This window comes from Methylobacterium sp. Leaf456, assembly GCF_001425465.1.
Classification (GTDB): domain Bacteria; phylum Pseudomonadota; class Alphaproteobacteria; order Rhizobiales; family Beijerinckiaceae; genus Methylobacterium.
On record NZ_LMQV01000041.1, the window covers coordinates 117,370 to 134,435 of the forward strand.

At 70.6% G+C, this 17,066-nt stretch carries 17 protein-coding genes and 1 tRNA gene; 15 read left to right on the plus strand and 3 right to left on the minus strand.

Features of this window, described 5'->3' with window-relative positions; genetic code table 11:
- Positions 1 to 69: 69 nt before the first annotated feature.
- The 8 genes from ASG52_RS19165 (at position 70) to ASG52_RS19200 (ending at position 8,132) form a co-directional block, all read left to right on the plus strand.
- Complete coding sequence (locus ASG52_RS19165) at positions 70 to 693, plus strand: SCO family protein (protein ID WP_056246744.1); 624 nt, start codon at positions 70 to 72, stop codon at positions 691 to 693.
- The gene (locus ASG52_RS19170) at positions 690 to 1,151 is read left to right on the plus strand and encodes a GspH/FimT family pseudopilin (protein ID WP_056246747.1); all 462 of its coding nucleotides are present in this window, start codon (positions 690 to 692) and stop codon (positions 1,149 to 1,151) included. Before ASG52_RS19165 ends, ASG52_RS19170 begins: the two co-directional genes overlap by 4 nt.
- A complete protein-coding gene (locus tag ASG52_RS19175) occupies positions 1,148 to 1,543 on the plus strand; it encodes a type II secretion system protein (protein WP_056246749.1) in 396 nt (131 codons plus the stop codon). Before ASG52_RS19170 ends, ASG52_RS19175 begins: the two co-directional genes overlap by 4 nt.
- A complete protein-coding gene (locus tag ASG52_RS19180) occupies positions 1,536 to 2,225 on the plus strand; it encodes a type II secretion system protein GspJ (protein WP_156384044.1) in 690 nt (229 codons plus the stop codon). Before ASG52_RS19175 ends, ASG52_RS19180 begins: the two co-directional genes overlap by 8 nt.
- On the plus strand, positions 2,222 to 3,109 hold the full coding sequence (locus ASG52_RS19185; protein WP_056246755.1) for a type II secretion system minor pseudopilin: 888 nt from the start codon (positions 2,222 to 2,224) through the stop codon (positions 3,107 to 3,109). The genes ASG52_RS19180 and ASG52_RS19185 overlap by 4 nt, the downstream gene beginning before the upstream one ends.
- A 200-nt stretch (positions 3,110 to 3,309) precedes the next feature.
- Positions 3,310 to 7,044, plus strand: a complete 3,735-nt coding sequence (locus ASG52_RS19190) for an RICIN domain-containing protein (RefSeq protein ID WP_082552648.1) — start codon at positions 3,310 to 3,312, stop codon at positions 7,042 to 7,044.
- A 27-nt stretch (positions 7,045 to 7,071) separates the two neighbouring features.
- Positions 7,072 to 7,338, plus strand: coding sequence for a hypothetical protein (locus ASG52_RS19195; protein ID WP_056246757.1), 267 nt, complete (start codon positions 7,072 to 7,074; stop codon positions 7,336 to 7,338).
- A gap of 422 nt (positions 7,339 to 7,760) precedes the next feature.
- On the plus strand, positions 7,761 to 8,132 hold the full coding sequence (locus tag ASG52_RS19200) for a hypothetical protein (RefSeq protein WP_056246758.1): 372 nt from the start codon (positions 7,761 to 7,763) through the stop codon (positions 8,130 to 8,132).
- A gap of 360 nt (positions 8,133 to 8,492) precedes the next feature.
- Here the strand turns inward: ASG52_RS19200 and ASG52_RS19205 are convergent.
- Positions 8,493 to 8,568: transfer RNA gene (locus ASG52_RS19205), tRNA-Lys, on the minus strand.
- A gap of 254 nt (positions 8,569 to 8,822) precedes the next feature.
- Between ASG52_RS19205 and ASG52_RS19210 the strand changes: the two genes are divergently transcribed.
- Positions 8,823 to 9,080 carry a hypothetical protein gene (locus tag ASG52_RS19210; protein WP_056246761.1) on the plus strand — a complete coding sequence of 86 codons (258 nt, stop codon included), beginning with the start codon at positions 8,823 to 8,825 and terminating at the stop codon, positions 9,078 to 9,080.
- Positions 9,081 to 9,084: 4 nt separating this feature from the next.
- On the opposite strand, the gene tgt is transcribed toward ASG52_RS19210, so the two are convergent.
- Both tgt and queA read right to left on the minus strand, forming a co-directional pair.
- On the minus strand, positions 9,085 to 10,236 hold the full coding sequence (gene tgt, locus ASG52_RS19215; protein WP_056246763.1) for a tRNA guanosine(34) transglycosylase Tgt: 1,152 nt from the start codon (positions 10,234 to 10,236) through the stop codon (positions 9,085 to 9,087).
- A gap of 13 nt (positions 10,237 to 10,249) precedes the next feature.
- Positions 10,250 to 11,347, minus strand: a complete 1,098-nt coding sequence (gene queA / locus ASG52_RS19220; RefSeq protein WP_056246765.1) for a tRNA preQ1(34) S-adenosylmethionine ribosyltransferase-isomerase QueA — start codon at positions 11,345 to 11,347, stop codon at positions 10,250 to 10,252.
- A 170-nt stretch (positions 11,348 to 11,517) separates the two neighbouring features.
- On the opposite strand from queA, the gene ASG52_RS19225 reads away from it, so the two are divergent.
- From ASG52_RS19225 to gatB, 6 genes are all read left to right on the plus strand, one after another.
- Positions 11,518 to 12,981, plus strand: a complete 1,464-nt coding sequence (locus tag ASG52_RS19225) for an FAD-dependent monooxygenase (RefSeq protein ID WP_286159106.1) — start codon at positions 11,518 to 11,520, stop codon at positions 12,979 to 12,981.
- A 64-nt stretch (positions 12,982 to 13,045) separates the two neighbouring features.
- Positions 13,046 to 13,294 carry a hypothetical protein gene (locus ASG52_RS19230; protein ID WP_056247078.1) on the plus strand — a complete coding sequence of 83 codons (249 nt, stop codon included), beginning with the start codon at positions 13,046 to 13,048 and terminating at the stop codon, positions 13,292 to 13,294.
- 12 nt (positions 13,295 to 13,306) lie between these two features.
- Positions 13,307 to 13,522 (plus strand): hypothetical protein, encoded by a 216-nt coding sequence (locus tag ASG52_RS19235; protein ID WP_056246769.1) that lies wholly within the window; start codon positions 13,307 to 13,309, stop codon positions 13,520 to 13,522.
- Positions 13,523 to 13,613: 91 nt separating this feature from the next.
- Positions 13,614 to 14,501, plus strand: a complete 888-nt coding sequence (locus ASG52_RS19240) for a cation diffusion facilitator family transporter (protein WP_056246771.1) — start codon at positions 13,614 to 13,616, stop codon at positions 14,499 to 14,501.
- A 55-nt stretch (positions 14,502 to 14,556) separates the two neighbouring features.
- Positions 14,557 to 15,339: a class I SAM-dependent methyltransferase gene (locus ASG52_RS19245; RefSeq protein WP_056246772.1), complete on the plus strand. Its 783-nt coding sequence runs from the start codon at positions 14,557 to 14,559 to the stop codon at positions 15,337 to 15,339.
- 80 nt (positions 15,340 to 15,419) lie between these two features.
- Positions 15,420 to 16,892 carry an Asp-tRNA(Asn)/Glu-tRNA(Gln) amidotransferase subunit GatB gene (gene gatB, locus ASG52_RS19250; RefSeq protein ID WP_056246774.1) on the plus strand — a complete coding sequence of 491 codons (1,473 nt, stop codon included), beginning with the start codon at positions 15,420 to 15,422 and terminating at the stop codon, positions 16,890 to 16,892.
- Positions 16,893 to 17,066: the final 174 nt, after the last annotated feature.

Sequence of the window (17,066 nt, forward strand, 5' to 3'; positions counted from 1 at the left end):
AGAGCTGAAGATCAGGCCCCCGAGACGGGATGCCAGTCCCGACAGGCCAAAATCCTGCAAGGCTCATCGATGCTCGCGATCAGGATCAGTGCCGCCACGCTCGGATTCGTCCTCCTCGGCCCCGCCGCCATCGCGATGCAGCCGTTACCGCCGCCCATCCCGGCAAGGCTCGCCCCCTCGAATCTGAGCCTCCTCGCCGGACATTTCCGTCTGGTCGCACCCGACGGCACGATGGTCGATTCCGATGCGCTCGCCGGCAAACCCTACGGCCTGTTCTTCGGCTTCACCCACTGCCCCGATATCTGCCCGACCACGCTGGCGGCGCTGTCGGCCGCCCTGGCGCAGATGCCGAGAACGGAGTTGCCCCTCTACTTCGTCACCGTCGATCCCGAGCGCGACACGCCAGACGTGCTGGCGCAGTACATGACGCATTTCGATCCGCGGATCGTTGCCCTGTCTGGAACGCGCGAAGCGATCGATGAGGCGCTGGCGAGCTTCGGAGCGGTGGCGCAGCGTACCGACCTGCCGGGGGGCGGCCACGTCTACGGCCACACCGCGGCAGTCCTGCTCATCGACGGCAACGGGCTGATCGTGGATCGGCTCGCGGCCGAGGAAGCGCCCGACCGGCTTGCGGAGCGGCTCGCTGCGCTGGCAGAGGGCGACCGGCCGCGGCGGCAGGCGCCCGCGCGATGAGCGCCCGCCGCACCGGCGAGGGGACGGCCGGCTTCTCCCTCGTCGAGATGCTGGTCGTCCTGGCGATCCTCGGACTTGCCGTCGGGATCGGTGCGCCGTCGCTCGGCGGCATCATCCCGTCGCACCGGATCAACGCCGCCGCGGAGGCCATCGTCGGCGAGGTCGCTCTGCTGCGGATCGAGGCCCAGCGCACCGGCCGCCCGATGAGCCTCGCCTTCGACGAGGAGACGCGCCGCTTCGTCAGCGCCCGCCCCGGCGCGCCGGTCCTCGCGATGCCCGAGTGGCGCGTGACGGTTGAGGGCGGCACGCCGGGCCGCGTCGAGCCGGGAGAAATCCGCTTCCTGCCCGACGGCGGCAGCACCGGCGCGCGCATCACCCTATCGGGATCGGGCGGCACCCGCATCCTCGTCGTCAGCCGGGCGACGGGTGCGGTCCGGCGGGCTGCAGTGGCGCTGTGAGGCCGGCGGTTGCCGAGTCGTCAGGGACCGAGGCCGGCTTCACCTTGGTCGAGGTGCTGGTCGCCTTCGCGATCGTGGCGCTCGCCACGATGTTCGTGCTCCAGATCCACGGCGACATCCTCGTGCGCGGTCAGAGGGTCGCGGCCATCGACATCGTCATCGACGAGGCCGAGAGCATCGTGCAGCTGCGCGCCGCCGCCGGGGCGCTGCGGCCCGGCCTCGAACAGGGCCGGTTCTCCAACGGGCGGATCTGGTCGCTCGAAGTCGCCGACATCGGCCCGATGCTCGGCTGGCAGAACTTGCCGCCGCTCTGGCGCGTACGCCTGCGGGAGGGCGGTAGCGACGGACGCGTGATCTACACCACCCTCGTGGCGGAGGGGCTCGGTGGCTGAGCGTCTCTCCCGAAACGCCCGCTGCACCGTCGTGACCGGCGGGAAGCCCGCCGCGTGCGGGCATCTCGCGATGCGCGCCGGGACCGACGAATCCGGCTTCACCCTGATCGAGATGATCGTCTCGCTCGCGCTGATGTCCCTGATCGCGATGCTGCTGATTCAGTCGCTCCAGGCCACAGGGCTCGTCACCCGCAGCGCGCAGCGGCTCGCCGCGCAGGAGGAGGTGCAGCTCGTGCGCGGCCATCTGCGCCGCACGCTCGCCAACGTCGTCCGCCGCCGCCGCGACGGGCGGCGCGTCGCCTTCCTCGGCCAGGGCGAGGCGCTGACGGCGACCATCGGGGCGAACGTCGAGGCCGAGCGCCTCTCCGAGATCGCGTTCGGGCTGAGCGTGGCGGCGACGCCCGGCGGCACCGGCCTCGCGCTCGTGGAGGACATCCGCGTCACCTCCGACGCGGCGACGGGGCCGCAGCGCGAGATCCTGCTGGAGGGCATCGTCGGGCTGAGGCTGCGCTATTTCGGCGTGCTCGGGCAGGGCGGCGCCTCGGACTGGCAGCCGCGCTGGGTCACGAGCTGGCAGCGCAGGGACCGGCTGCCGACGCTGGTCGAGGTCAGCGTCGACTTCCCCGCCGCCGACGCGCGGCGCTGGCCCGCCCTCGTCCTGCCGCTCGGAGCGGGGCCATGAAACGAGCCCGGTCCGGCGAAGCGGGCTTCGTCCTGCCCTCCGTCGTCGCCATCCTAATCGTCGTTGCCGCCGCCGCGGCCCTGGCGACGCAGCAGATGCAGACTCACACCCGCACGACCACGGCCCGCTTCGACGGGCTACGGCTGCAGGGACTGGTGGACGGGCTCACCCGGTTCGTCGCGATCTCCCTCATCAACGAGCGGGTGCGGCGTCTGCCGGGCCTGGGCCTGCCCGAGAACGGCGGCACGGTCGCCTGCCCGCTGCCCGGCGGCGGCGCGATCCGCGTCACGCTCCAGGATCAGGGCGGCCTGATCGACCTGAATGCCTCCCCACGCCCGCTCCTGGAGGAGGGCTTTCGCGCACTCGGCCTCGCCGACCGCGACGCCTCGGCGATCGCCGCCGAGATCATCGACGACCGCGACACGGACGATGTCCCCGAGCCGATGGGGGGCGCCGAGGCCCCGCAATACAAGGCCCGAGGCCTCGCCTACGGCCCGCGCAACGCCCCCTACGACGCGATCGACGAACTCGACCGGCTGCCCTCGATGACGCGGGCGATCGCGGCGATCCTGCGGCCCGCGGTGACCGTCTGGAACACGAGCGGCGGCATCGATCCGATGCTCAACCCAGTGCTGGCGGCGCGCGGCGGGGCGCGGTCCGAGGGCTTGCGCCGGCACGTGAAGTCGTCGTTGCGCCAGTTCTACGAGATCCGCGTGGTGGCCGAGACGCCAACCGGGGGGCGCTCGGGCCGGGCTGCGGCCCTCTCGGTCGATGGGCGCAGCACCGGCCTGGGGCTCCTCACGTGGCGCACTTCGACGCTCGTGACCATGCCCGGCACCGTTCATCCGGCCTGCGAGCGGCTGATGCTGCTGACCAAGGGATGAATTTCAATTCAACCCCGACGCATTCCTTCGGACGAGCCGCGTTAAACCACGATTCATAACGATAATCCTCGAAAAACCATTTGTTATCCCTCGGATGTCGAGACCTCCTCGCGGTCAAGAGTCATAAACGTCCGCTGCATATTGAAGTCGTCCGAGGTTGCAAAGCAACTCATCGGGACTCGATCGACCGCGGGGGCGAGATGGACACGGCACGGACAGCGAGTGGGGCGACGGCGTTCCTGCGAAGGAGGGCCTGCCTTCCGGCGCTGCTTCTCCTCGGTGCCGCCCCCGTCCCGGCCTGGGCGGACATCGACTTCGCCGCCCGCACCGGCTCTGGCCCGATCAAGGCCGCCCATTCCGGGATGTGCCTCGCCGTCCCCGGCGCCAACCCGGCCGAGACCGTGCCGATCGTGCAGCAACCCTGCACCGGCAGCGCCGAGCAGACCTGGCGCATCGTGCCCGCCGGAAACGGCTTCTCCCTCGCCAACGGGGCGACCGGCCTGTGCATGGACTCGCAGGCCACGCGAAACAACGCCAGCACGGTCTGGCAGATCCGCTGCCAGGGCGTGACGCAGCAGATGTGGACGGCGCAGGCGCAAGGGGCCGGAGCGCGGCTCACGGCGGCGTATTCGGGCAAGTGCCTCGATGTCTACGGGGCCTCCCAGGCGACCGGCGAGCGGCTGATCCAATGGGATTGCTCGGGCAGCGGCAACCAGACCTTCGTGCCGGGCGCGAGCGCGGCGGCGCCCTCGGCCGGGGGCGGGACCACGACGGGGACCGGGACTGCGACCGGCACCACCTCGGTCACCCTGACGCCGACGGCCATCAACGGGTGGTACGCCAAGGAGGTGTTCCTGTTCGTGCGCAACGCGAGCGGGACCATCACGGCCCAGACCACGGTCGCCTCCTACAATTTCGGCGCCGCGACCGCGGGCCTGAACACGCCGTCCCAGCCGATCGCGGTGCCGGCCGGCTCGACCTGGGGCGCCGGCCTGCGGATCTGGGCCAACGGCGACAAGTCGCGCCGCGGCACGCCGATCTTGTACTACAGCGACACGCCGAACCAGCGCGCGCTCCAGACCTCGGGCGACTGCGCCGCCAGCGGCCGGCAGGACGCCTGGGGCGACGCCGGCACGGCGGGACGCAACGTGCTCTACACCCTGAACTGCACCGCCCCGACCGGGACGGGCACCGGCGGCGGGACCAGCACGGGCGGGGGGACGAGCACCGGCGGGGGCACCGATCCCGGTACGGGGGCAGGGACGGACACCGGGACGGGCGGAACCGGAGCCGGCGGCACGGGCACCGGCGGCACGGCCGGAGGCGGCACCGATACGGGCACCGGCGGAACGGGGACCGGCACGGGCACAGGGACCGGCACAGGAACGGGCACCGTGACCTGGACGCGCTGCGCCACCGAGAACCAGACCTGTGTCGTCTCGGGCACGCGGACGGTGCGCTACGGCGCCAACGGCACCTTCGCCACCCGCACCGCGACCGGCTCGATCGCTTGCAACAACGCCACCTTCGGCGATCCGCTCTACGGCGTGGCCAAGGCCTGCGACGTGCAGGACGCCGGTTCCACGACGGGAACGGGCACCGCGACCGCCACCTCGGTCACCCTGACGCCGACCTATGTCGACGGTTGGTTCGCCAAGGAGGTGTTCCTGTTCACCCGCAACGCCGACGGCAGCGTCGGGACGCAGACGCTGGTGCTGTCCTACAACTTCGGCGCGACGCCGGCCGGCATGAACGCGCCGTCGCAGCCCATCACCGTGCCCACGGGCGGGCGCTGGGCCGTCGGCCTGCGGATCTGGGCCAACCAGGACAAGTCGCGGGGCGGCACGCCGATCCTCTACTATAGCGACACGCCGAACCAGCGCGCGCTCCAAACCTCGGGCGATTGCGCCACGGGCGGGCGGCAGGACGTGTGGGGCGATTCCGGCGCGCCCGGCCGCAACCTCGTCTACACCCTGCGCTGCACCACCACGACCGGCACGGGAACCGGGACCGGCGGCACGGGTACCGGCGGAACGGGAACGGGGACGGGAACCGGAACCGGCGCGGACGGCGGCACCACCGCGCAGCCGCCCGGCGAGGCCGCCCCGAGCGGCGACTCGGTGCTGATCAACCGCCGCTCGGGCAATTGCGTCGACGGGGCCGGCAACGGGGTCGTCCAGCAGATCTGCCGCGACACGGCCGGTCAGAACTGGACCTTCCTGCCCGCGGCGGGCGGATACCAGATCCGCAGCGCGACCACCGGCCAGTGCCTCACGGTCGAGAACGCGGGCACCGGCAACGGCGTCCGGGTGGTGCAGCAGGGCTGCTCGACCGCCGCCAACGCCCTGTTCCGCCTGCGCAAGCTCGACAAGTGGACCGAGATCGTCGCCACCCATTCGGGCCGCTGCCTCAGCCCGACGGGCGGCAACGACAACCGCAACTCGGGCAGCGCCATCGTTCAGTGGGACTGCGACTCGGCCGATCCGCAGCGCTGGACGATCCTCGGGCCGGAGGGGCGCGCCCCGTCCGCGTGGACCGCGCCGCGCGGCATCGGCATCGTCCCGGTCGCCGGCGCGGTGCTGCCCAACGGCAAGGTCGTGTTCTGGGCCGCCGAGCAGCGCAACAGCTTCAACTCCGGCAACGGAACGTGGACGACCCTCTACGATCCGGCGACCGACCGCTCGACGGACACCTACATCGCCAACACCGGCCACAACATGTTCTGCCCCGGCACGAACGTCCTGCCGGACGGGCGCATCCTGATCACCGGCGGAATCACGGCCGGCGTCTCGACGATCTACGATCCGGCCGCGAACACGTGGACCCGCGTGGCCGACATGAACATCACACGCGGCTACAACGCCAACACCACGCTCTCGAACGGTGATTCCTTCACCTATGGCGGCTCGTGGTCGGGCGGGGCCGGCGGCAAGGACGGGGAGGTGTGGTCGCCCTCGACGAACCGCTGGCGCGTGCTGCGCAACGTCAAGGGCGAGGCGGCGGCCGACCCGAGCGTGCCGGTCTATCCCGGCGACACCCATTACTGGCTGTTCGCCGGCGCCAACGGCTCGGTGTTCCATGCCGGCCCGAGCAGCGAGATGCACTGGATCGACACCGGTGGGGACGGCGGAATCCGCTCCGTCGGCAAGCGCGGCAACGACCCGTTCGCGGTCAACGGCACCGCCAACATGTACGACGTCGGCAAGATCTTCAAAGTCGGCGGCGCCCCCGCCTATACCGGGGTGCCGTCGCTGGACACGGCCTTAACCATCGACATCGGTGCCGGCCCGAACGGCGCCGTCACGGTGGCCGAGACCGCGCCGATGCTCTTTCCGCGGACCTACATGAACTCCGTGGTCCTGCCCGACGGTGACGTCGTGACTGTCGGCGGGCAGAACGTGGCCGCGCAGTTCACCGACAACCTGCCGGTGATGATGCCGGAGATCTGGTCGCCCCGGACCGGCAAGGTGCGCCGACTCGCCCCGATGGCCGTGCCGCGCAACTATCACAGCATCGCCATGCTGATGCTCGACGGGCGCGTGCTCGTCGGCGGCGGCGGCCTGTGCGGCGGCTGCGGCGGGGCCGACCATCTCGACTTCGAGATCCTGACCCCGCCCAACCTCTACGACGCGCAGGGCAACCTCGCGAGCCGCCCGACCATCACCGGGGCGCCGACGGGCGCCACGGTGGGCGGCACGCTCGCGGTGACGACGGATCGGGCCGTGACCGGCTTCTCCCTGGTGCGGCTCAGCAGCGTCACCCACTCGACCAACACCGACCAGCGCCGGGTGCCGCTCGCGGTCACCCAGAGCGGCACGAGCCACCAGCTCGCGCTGCCCGCCGACCCCGGCATCCTGCTGCCGGGCACTTGGATGCTGTTCGCGATCGATGCCGCCGGCGTGCCGAGCGTCGCGAAGGTCGTGCGGATCCGGTAAGCTTTGAAATCGAAGGGAACGCCTGTCATGACCCGGATCGTGTTACTCGGAACGACGGTTGCGGCGGCGCTGCTCGCGGGGTCCCTCCTGGGGACCCCGGCCTGGGCGCAGCAGCAGAGCCAGACGGGCGCCGGGACGGCCCCGGCGCCCAAGCCCGCGACGACCGGCGCCTGCCGGGTGACGGACTATGTCGGCGGTCGCACCTGCACCGGCGACGTTCCCGAAAGCGTCTGCGCGGCGATCGCCCGCGAGGCGAAGGGCCGGTACACCTGGACCAACGACGAATGCCCTTGAGGTCAGCTTCCGTCTGCTAGGCCGCCGCTCTCCGCCCAGAGGAGAATTCACAGCAGTTCGACGCAAACGGCCAGGGCCGGCGCCTCGACCCGCAGGCTTTCCAGGGCTTCGAGCGCGCCCTCCCCGGCCCGGTTCAACCCGGCCGCGATCTAGAGCATCGTCTTGGATATCTGATCCAGGACGATGCTCTATGTTCTTGTGCCGCATCGCCTTTTTTCCGAAAGCCGGAAACCACCTTTCGGGACGATGCGCTGGCACGCCGGACAGCCGGAAAGCCTGCTTTTCCTACAGTACGAACTCTGCGCTGCGCGACGTGAACGTCCCTTGACGGTGGAGCCACCGGCCAGGGAGGTCGGACCATCGATCCGACCGGAGCCCGGCCATGGACACCCGCGAAATCTCCGCTCGCCTGCACGACCTCTTTGGCGTCGCCTGACGCGTCCGACCGCCGGGGCCCGTCGCTCGACGAGGCCAACGTCGAGAGCGTGGACGAGGTGAAGGCCGGAATCCACTCGCTCATCGCCGACCTCGGCGAGCAGGCGCCGCCGCGCCTCCAAGGCCACGGCCGCAGCCTTCTCCCAGGGCCGCATCGCCGGCACGCGGGCCACGGCGCAGCACCACCACCGCACGCGGGTCCGAGCCATCGGCGCCGCCCGGTCGGAGAAGTGGGCCGCCTCGTCGCGGGGGTGCCCCCGGCGCCGCGACAGGCCGCCGAGGCTCTGTTCCGCCGCCCCGAGGCCAACACCGTGCTCCGGTTGGACCGAGCCCCAGCCGAGCCGGTTTCCGCCGGTTGAAACAGGGCGCGAGCCCGTCGGCTGCGGCTCCGGCAGCCCCCCGTAACGGCCCCGTACTTTCGGGGCAGCCGCTCCTGTTTTTGCCCATTGTAATCAGGAGACCGACCCGCTCAGGCGATCGGCGGCCAGCGCCGCTGTTCGGACCCGCCCCGCTGTTTCCCCGCTGTCTTATCAGCGGGAAGGCGACAGGCCCGGCGCGTCGGGTGAGACTGCACGCAAGCTCAAGGAAGGTTGGACGGAGACCCGAAGGAACCTCTTCGGCGCAAGCTCCAGAACAGCCGACACCAAAGGAGTTTGGCAACCGGCAACGATCAGCGGAAGCCGAATTTCACAATAATACGGTGGGAGCAGTAAGATGAGTGGTGAGCGCGCTGGGACTCGAACCCAGGACCTACAGATTAAAAGTCCGTTGCTCTACCAACTGAGCTACGCGCTCGCACGGGGGCCGTCCGGCGGGGCCGGGGTGGCTGTGTGCGTGGCTCGCAATAGGGGGTCGGGGCGGGAGGGTCAACACGAAGCGCGGGTGTGCCCACAGTCGGTGTGCGCGGGGCCGGCTGCGGGGCGATGGATTGGCGTGGCGAGCATGCCGCGGGGGCGGCGGAGGCGCTGCCATGCTGTGGTCGCACTCTCGTCCAGATCGGAGCGTCTACCCTCCGCGGCCCGGCGCGACCGGGCGCAGGAGACGACTTGATGATCGGACGCACCCTTTTGGCCCTCCTCCTCACCTCCGGCGCGGCGCTCGCTGCCCCCGCCCCGAGCCAGCCGGCCGACCGCGATGCCCTGCGGCAGCACTGCACCGGCGATTACCTGAGCTTCTGCGGCGACCTCGCCCCCGACAGCGCCGAGGTGCGCGCTTGCTTCAAGACCAACAAGGCCAAGCTCTCGCCCGGCTGCCAGGCGGCGATCACGAGCTACACCAAGGCGCAGAAGCGCGCCGACCTCCGCTGATCCCTCAGGCTTTCGCATCGGCCTCGGCGCGGACCCAGCCCTCCTTCGTCTGCGCGACGAAGTCGGCGAGCCGCCCCTGGGTAATGGCCGCGCGCATGCCCGCCATCAGCGCCTGATAGTAGGCGAGGTTGTTCCACGTCAGCAGCATCATCCCCAGAATCTCGTCCGAGCGGACGAGGTGGTGGAGATAGGCGCGGGAATAGTCGCGGGCCGCCGGGCAGTCGGAGGCCTCGTCCAGCGGGCGGACATCCTCGGCGTGGCGGGCGTTGCGCAGGTTGATCCGGCCGTGCCGGGTATAGGCGAGGCCGTGGCGACCGGCCCGCGTCGGCATCACGCAATCGAACATGTCGATGCCGCGTAGGACCGACTGCATCAGATCGTCGGGCGTGCCGACGCCCATGAGGTAGCGCGGCTTGGTCTGCGGCAGGTGCGGCTCCACCGTCTCGATCATGGCGAGCATCACCGCCTGCGGCTCGCCCACCGCGAGCCCGCCGATGGCATAGCCCTTCAGGCCGAGATCGGTCAGCGCCCGCGCGCTCTCGACCCGCAACTCCGGCACGTCGCCGCCCTGGACGATGCCGAACATCGCCTTGCCCGGCTGCTCGCCGAAGGCGACGCGGCAACGCTCGGCCCAGCGGAGCGAGAGATGCATCGCCTTCTCGATCGCCGGGCGCTCGGCGGGGAGCCGCACGCATTCGTCGAGCTGCATCTGGATGTCGGAGCCGAGCAGCCCCTGAATCTCGATGGAGCGCTCCGGGCTCATCCGGTGGGACGAGCCGTCGACATGGGAGCGGAAGGTGACGCCGTCCTCGTCGATCTTCCTCAGCGCCGAGAGCGACATCACTTGGAAGCCGCCGGAATCGGTGAGGATCGGCCCATCCCAGCGCATGAACTTGTGCAGGCCGCCCAAGCGCTCCATCCGCTCCGGGCCGGGGCGCAGCATCAGGTGGTAGGTGTTGCCGAGCACCACGTCGGCGCCCAGCTCGCGCACCTGCTCCGGGTACATCGCCTTGACGGTCGCCGCCGTGCCGACCGGCATGAAGGCCGGCGTGCGGATGCTGCCCCGCGGCATCGAGATGGCACCGGTGCGCGCCTGCCCGTCGCGGGCGTGAATCGCGAAGTTGAAATCGGGGCTGATCGAGCGCGGATCGGTCATGTTCTCGAGAACTCTATGAGGCGGGCGGCGCCGGAAACAGCAGGCTCGCATCGCCGTAGGAGTAGAAGCGGTAGCCTTCACGGATGGCATGCCCGTAGGCCGCGCGCATGGTGTCGAGGCCGGCAAACGCGCTCACCAGCATGAACAGGGTCGAGCGCGGCAGGTGGAAGTTCGTCACCAGCGCATCGACCGCGCGGAAGCGGTAACCCGGCGTGATGAAGATCTCCGTCGGCCCGGAAAACGGGCGGATCGTGCCGTCCGGCCCGGCGGTGCTCTCCAGCAGGCGAAGCGCCGTGGTGCCGACCGCGACGACCCGGCCGCCGTTCGCCCGCGTCGTATTGAGGCGCTCCGCGGTGGCGGCGTCGAGGGTGCCGATCTCGGCGTGCATGCGGTGGTTTTCGGTGTCGTCGGCCTTCACGGGGAGGAAGGTGCCGGCGCCGACATGGAGGGTGACGTGGGCGCGCCCGATCCCCGCCAAGTCGATGGCGGATAATAGGGAATCCGAAAAGTGCAGGCCGGCGGTGGGGGCGGCCACCGCGCCGGGCTCGCGGGCGTAGACGGTCTGGTAATCGGTCGCGTCCTGCGCGTCGGTGGCGCGCTTGCCGGCGATGTAGGGCGGCAGCGGCAGGGCCCCGAGCGCCATAATCGCCTCGTCGAGCGCCGGGCCGGCGAGGTCGAAGCGCAGGGACATCTCGCCGCCCTCGCCCTTGGCCTCGACGGTCGCTTCGAGGCCGGTCATGGCGCAGACCTCGCTTGCGCCCTCCCCCTCGGAGCCGAAGTGGATGCGGTCGCCGACGGCCAGCCGCTTGGCCGGCCTCGCGAAGGCGCGCCAGCGGTCGGGCGCCTCGCGCAGGTGCAGCATCGCCTCGCAGCGCTGGCCCGTGCCGCCGGGACGGTGGCGAATGCCCGCGAGCCGGGCCGGGATCACCCGCGTGTCGTTGAAGACCAGCACGTCGCCCGGCGCCAGCAGGCCGGGCAGATCGCGCACGCCGCGGTCGCGCAGGGGTTCGCCCGGCCGCACCACGAGCAGGCGGCTCGCGTCGCGCGGGTTCGCCGGGCGCAGCGCGATCAGCGCCTCGGGGAGATCGAAGTCGAACAGGTCCACGCGCATGGAGCATCGGTCTGACAAGGTGGCCGCCGGCTTGTCGGGAGAAGCCGATGCGGCACGAGAACCGAGCGGCTTTGCCGCGGATGCGGCCGGGAGGCAAATGCGGGTTGCCCCGGCCGGGGCTTGGGGCGCAAGGAGGTCCCGAGGGATGCGCTCGACCGGAGGGACCACCGGTGCTCGAAAAGATCCTCATCGTCGGAGCCGGGCCGGTCGGCCTGACCTTGGCCTGCGAGCTGGCGCGGTACGGGATCGGCGTGCGCCTGATCGACCGCAGCCCGGAGCCAACGCGGACCTCGAAGGCGCTAGTCGTCTGGTCGCGTACCCTCGAACTCATGGACCGGATGGGCTGCACACCCGCTTTCCTGGCCGCCGGGCTGCACGCGCGGGGCGCCACGCTGCGCAGCGGCGGACAGGTGCTCGGAGGGACGCGCTTCACCGAGATCGCCAGCCCCTATCCCTTCGCCCTGATGATCCCGCAGGCCGAGACCGAGCGGCTTCTCACCGAGCATCTCGCGGGGTTCGGCGTTGCCGTCGAGCGCGAGGTTGCCCTGTCGGACTTCTCGCAAGGGGCCGGTACGGTCACGGCGCGGCTCTCCCACTCCGACGGGCGCGAGGAAGCGGTGTCCACGCCGTTCCTGATCGGCTGCGACGGAGCGCATTCGCACGTGCGTCACGGCCTCGATCTGGCCTTCGCGGGTCAGGCGCAGGGCGACGAGTGGCTGCTCGCCGATGTCCGGGTCGAGGGAGCGGGCGCGCCGCCGCCCGACGAAGTCGCGGTCTATCTGCACCGGGACGGGCCGCTCGTGCTGTTCCCCATTCCCGGCGGGCGGGCGCGGGTGGTCGCGACGGTGGGCAGGGCCGACCCCGAGCATCCGCGGCCCGAGCCGAACCTCGACGCGGTGCAGGCGCTGACCGAGATGCGCGCGGGGGCCGGCCTCCGCCTGTCCGATCCGGTCTGGCTCAGCCATTTCCGCATCCACGAGCGCAAGGTCGACGAGTACCGGGTGGATCGCGTGTTCCTAGCGGGCGATGCCGCGCATATCCACAGCCCGGCGGGCGGCCAGGGCATGAACACCGGCATGCAGGATGCCGTGAATCTCGCCTGGAAGCTCGCCCTGGTGCTGCGGGGCGCGGCCGCGCCGGACCTCCTCGACAGCTACAGCCCGGAACGCGCCGCGGTGGGCGAGACCGTGCTGCGCAACGCCGCCCGCCTCACCGCCGCAGCGACGCTCGCCAACCCGGCCGCGCAGGCCGCCCGCAACCTCGCGCTCCGGGCGCTGCTCGGTTTTCACGCGGTGCGGGACCGGATGGCCGCGACCATGAGCGAGATCGAGATCGGTTATCCCGACAGCTTCCTCTCCGAGGGGCCGGGCGCGGGCCTGCGCTGGCCGCCGGAGCACGATGCCGGGCCTCCGCCGGGTGCGGGCGGTGCGCCGCGCTTCGTGCTCTACGCCGAGGGCGGGCCGGAGGGCGCCGCGCTCGCCGCGCGCTTCCCCACCTTGATCGTTCCGGAAACGCGGACCCCGCCGGACGTTCGGCTCTATCTGGTGCGACCCGACGGCTATGTCGGCTTGAATGCCGAACCCGGCGACTGGGCGGCGGCGGCCCGCTACCTCGCCCACCTCGCACCGTCCTGACGATGCAGCCCGCGGGCCGTTCGCGCGTTGATCGGCGGCTTCTGCACGAGGATCGATGCCCGACATGACTTGGTACGCCCTGCGCCCGCGCGATCCCGCCGATCCGCGCTGGCCGCTGCCCGAGACGCCGCAGGTCAGCCTCAAGGCCGAGGATGCCGCCGACGCGCGCCGCCGCTTCCTGGAGGCCTATCCGAGCGAGCCGTTCGGCACGCCGGGCCAACCGCTGCCCAACCGCGGCGCGGGCTCGTTCCTCGGCGACGAGGACGCGCTCCTCGTGGAGGAGACGCAGGCGCCCCCGGCCCCCGAGGCGTGAGGAGAGCATGTGATGGCCACGACCCCGCACGAGACGCTCGACGCGCAAACCCTGCGCTACTGGGAGAAGGAGGCGGCCCGCTTCGACGGGCTCGCGGCCCGCGCCAGTTTTGGCTGGCTCGCCCGCGGCTATGCCCGGCGGGCTCGACGCGCCCGCGACTTGGCGGCGGGGAGCCGCGCCAAGGAGGTCGCCCGCGGTCGCCTGCCGGCCGAGGCCGCCCAGACGTAGCCGATAGCCCGGGCTAAGACCTTTGCCGTGGCCTTCCCGGAGGCCCGGCCTTAAGGGCGTGGCACCCCGCCACACCCCACCAAAACCCGCCATGACCCGGACCGAGAAAGCCGCTCTCGCGAGCGCCGCCGTGGGCGTCGTCGTGACGGCGCTCAAATTCGTCGCCTACTGGCTCACCGGCAGCCTCGCGCTTTATTCGGACGCGCTGGAGAGCATCATCAACGTCGTGGCGGCAGCCTGCGCCTTCCTGGCGGTGCGCGTCGCCGCCCAGCCGGCGGACGAGGAGCACCCCTACGGCCATCACAAGGCCGAGTACTTCTCCGCGGTGATCGAGGGCGCACTCGTCATCGTCGCGGCGGTGCTGATCCTGCGGGAGGCCTATCACGGCATCCTCGACCCCAAGGCCCTCGACGCCCCGGCAATGGGCCTCGCGGTCAACGCGGTGGCGAGCGCGATCAACGCCGCCTGGGCCTTCGCGCTGTTCCGCCAGGGCCGGAGCTTGCGCTCGCCGGCGCTGATCGCGGATGCCCGCCACATCATCGCCGACGTGGTCACCTCCGGCGGCGTGCTCATCGGCGTCGGCCTCGTCGCCGTCACCGGCACGCCGGTGCTCGACCCCGTGGTGGCGGGGGTGGTCGCCCTCAATATCCTGTGGTCGGGCTGGACCATGGTGCGCGATTCGGTGAACGGCCTGATGGATCAGGCGGCCTCCCCCGAAATGATCGCCCGCATCCGCGGCCTGATCTCGACGCACAGCGAGGGCGCTCTGGAAGCCCACGACGTGCGCACGCGGCATGCCGGGAGCGCCACCTTCATCGATTTCCACCTCGTCGTGCCCGGCGAGATGACGGTGATCGAATCGCACGCGATCTGCGACCGGCTGGAAGATGCGATCGAAAGCGAGATCGAGGGCGCTGTGGTGGTCATCCACGTCGAGCCGGGGGACAAGGCGAAGGCCAGAGGGGTGCCGGTGATTTGAGGGGAACACCGCCCTGGGGCTTGACGCGGGCGGCGCGGTTCCCGAGCACGCTTCGATGAACCGCCGCGTCTTCGTCACCACGACACCGAACCATCGCAACGCGACCGATCTGTTCGCCGACCGCTGGGCGAGCGACCTGTCCGAGCTGGCCCAAGGCCTGCCGTCCGGCGGGCTGCCGGGCTTCCGCGCCGATCCGCGGCCCGGTCAGGCCGCCGCGCATCTCGGGGTGAACGGCCGGCTTGAGGGCTACGACGTGCTCGAACTCGGGCCGCTGGAGGGCGCCCATACCTGCCAGCTCGAAGCGCTCGGCGCGAAAAGCATCACGGCGGTCGAGTCGAACTCGGAGGCCTTCCTCAAGTCGCTGATCGTCAAGAACATCGCCGGGCTGAACCGCTCGACCTTCCTGCTCGGCGACGTCAGCCGGCATCTGGAGGCGCCGGGGCCGCGCTACGACCTGATCTTCTGTTGCGGCATCCTCTACCACATGCTCGATCCGCTGGAGCTGATCCGGCTCGCGGCCGCCCGCACCGACCGCATCTTCATCTGGACCCACTATTTCCGCGAGGAGCGGCGGCTGCGCCGCCACGTCACCCACGCGGTCGAGCACGAGGGGCTGCGCCTGTCGCTGCACGAGCTGACCTATCAGGACCGCAAGCTCGCGACCTTCTGGGGGGGAAATCGCGAAAAGACCCGCTGGATGGAGCTGCCCGACCTGATCCGGGTGCTCGCCCATCACGGGCTCAGCGAGACCACGATCATCACCGACGACCCCGACTTCGTGAACGGGCCGGCGGTGACGCTGGCGGCGCGGCGGCCGGGGGCGAAACCGCCGGCTTGACCCGTCCGGCAGCCGCTTCCTACACACTGCGAACGAAACGCGCCCTTCAGGCGCTGACTGCACGAAGATCGCGAAAAGACATGACCGAGCGCGTCGATCCCAAGAAGCTGATCAAGGGCGGCCTGCACGACTGGGAGGTCGTGATCGGCATGGAAATCCACGCCCAGGTCACGAGCCGCTCGAAGCTGTTCTCCGGCGCCTCGACCGCCTTCGGGGCCGAGCCGAACGATCACGTCTCGCTGGTCGATGCGGCGATGCCGGGCATGCTGCCGGTCATCAACGAAGAATGCGTGGCCCAGGCCGTGCGCACCGGCCTCGGGCTGAAGGCGAAGGTGCATCTGCGCTCGGTGTTCGACCGCAAGAACTACTTCTATCCGGACCTGCCGCAGGGCTATCAGATCTCGCAGTACAAGGACCCGATCGTCGGCGAGGGCGAGGTGCTGGTCGATCTGCCGGACGGCGGCGCGATCACGGTCGGCATCGAGCGGCTGCATCTGGAGCAGGACGCGGGCAAGTCGCTGCACGATCAGGACCCGACCAAGAGCTTCGTCGATCTCAACCGCTCGGGCGTGGCGCTCATGGAGATCGTCTCGCGGCCCGATCTGCGCTCGTCGGAGGAGGCCAAGGCCTACGTGACGAAGCTGCGCACGATCCTGCGTTATCTCGGCACCTGCGACGGCGACATGGAGAAGGGCTCCTTGCGCGCCGACGTGAACGTCTCGGTGCGCCGCCCCGGCGAGGGGCTCGGCACCCGCTGCGAGATCAAGAACGTCAACTCGATCCGCTTCATCGGCCAGGCCATCGAGGTCGAGGCGCGTCGCCAGATCGCGATCCTGGAGGACGGCGGCTCGATCGATCAGGAGACGCGGCTGTTCGATCCGGGCAAGGGCGAGACCCGCTCGATGCGCTCCAAGGAGGAGGCGCACGATTACCGCTACTTCCCCGACCCGGACCTGCTGCCGCTCGAATTCGATCAGGCCTATGTCGATCGGCTGGCCGAGGGCCTGCCGGAGCTGCCGGACGCCAAGAAGGCCCGTTTCATCAAGGATTACGGCCTGTCCGCCTACGACGCGGGCGTGCTCGTGGCCGAGCGCCCGTCCGCCGACTACTTCGAGGCGGTGGCGCAGGGCCGCGACGGCAAGGCCGCGGCCAACTGGGTGATCAACGAGCTGTTCGGGCGCCTCAACAAGGAGGGCCGTTCGATCGAGGACACGCCGGTCTCGGCCGAGCAGCTCGGCGGCATCGTCGATCTCATCGGCGAGGGCGTGATCTCCGGCAAGATCGCCAAGGACTTGTTCGAGATCGTCTGGTCCGAGGGCGGCGACCCGCGGGACATCGTCGAGACCCGCGGCATGAAGCAGGTCACCGACACCGGCGCCATCGAGGCGGCGGTGGACGAGATCATCGCCAAGAACCCCGACAAGGTCGAACAGGCGCGGGCGAAGCCCACGCTGCTCGGCTGGTTCGTCGGCCAGACCATGAAGGCCACCGGCGGCAAGGCCAACCCGGCCGCGGTCAACGCGCTTCTGAAGGAGAAGCTGGGGATCGAGTGAGACGGCCTCTCGTTCAGCGCGGGGCTGCGGCTTAGGCCGCCCTGGATTGTCTTTTGCCGCCGTTCGCGATGGGATTGTTAACGCTGGGCTGGAATTCTCCGCTCCGTTTCGAAGGTCTTCCGCCTGAAGCCGATCTTGGCTCCGGTGGGAGACCCGAGCGAAGACGTTGGACCC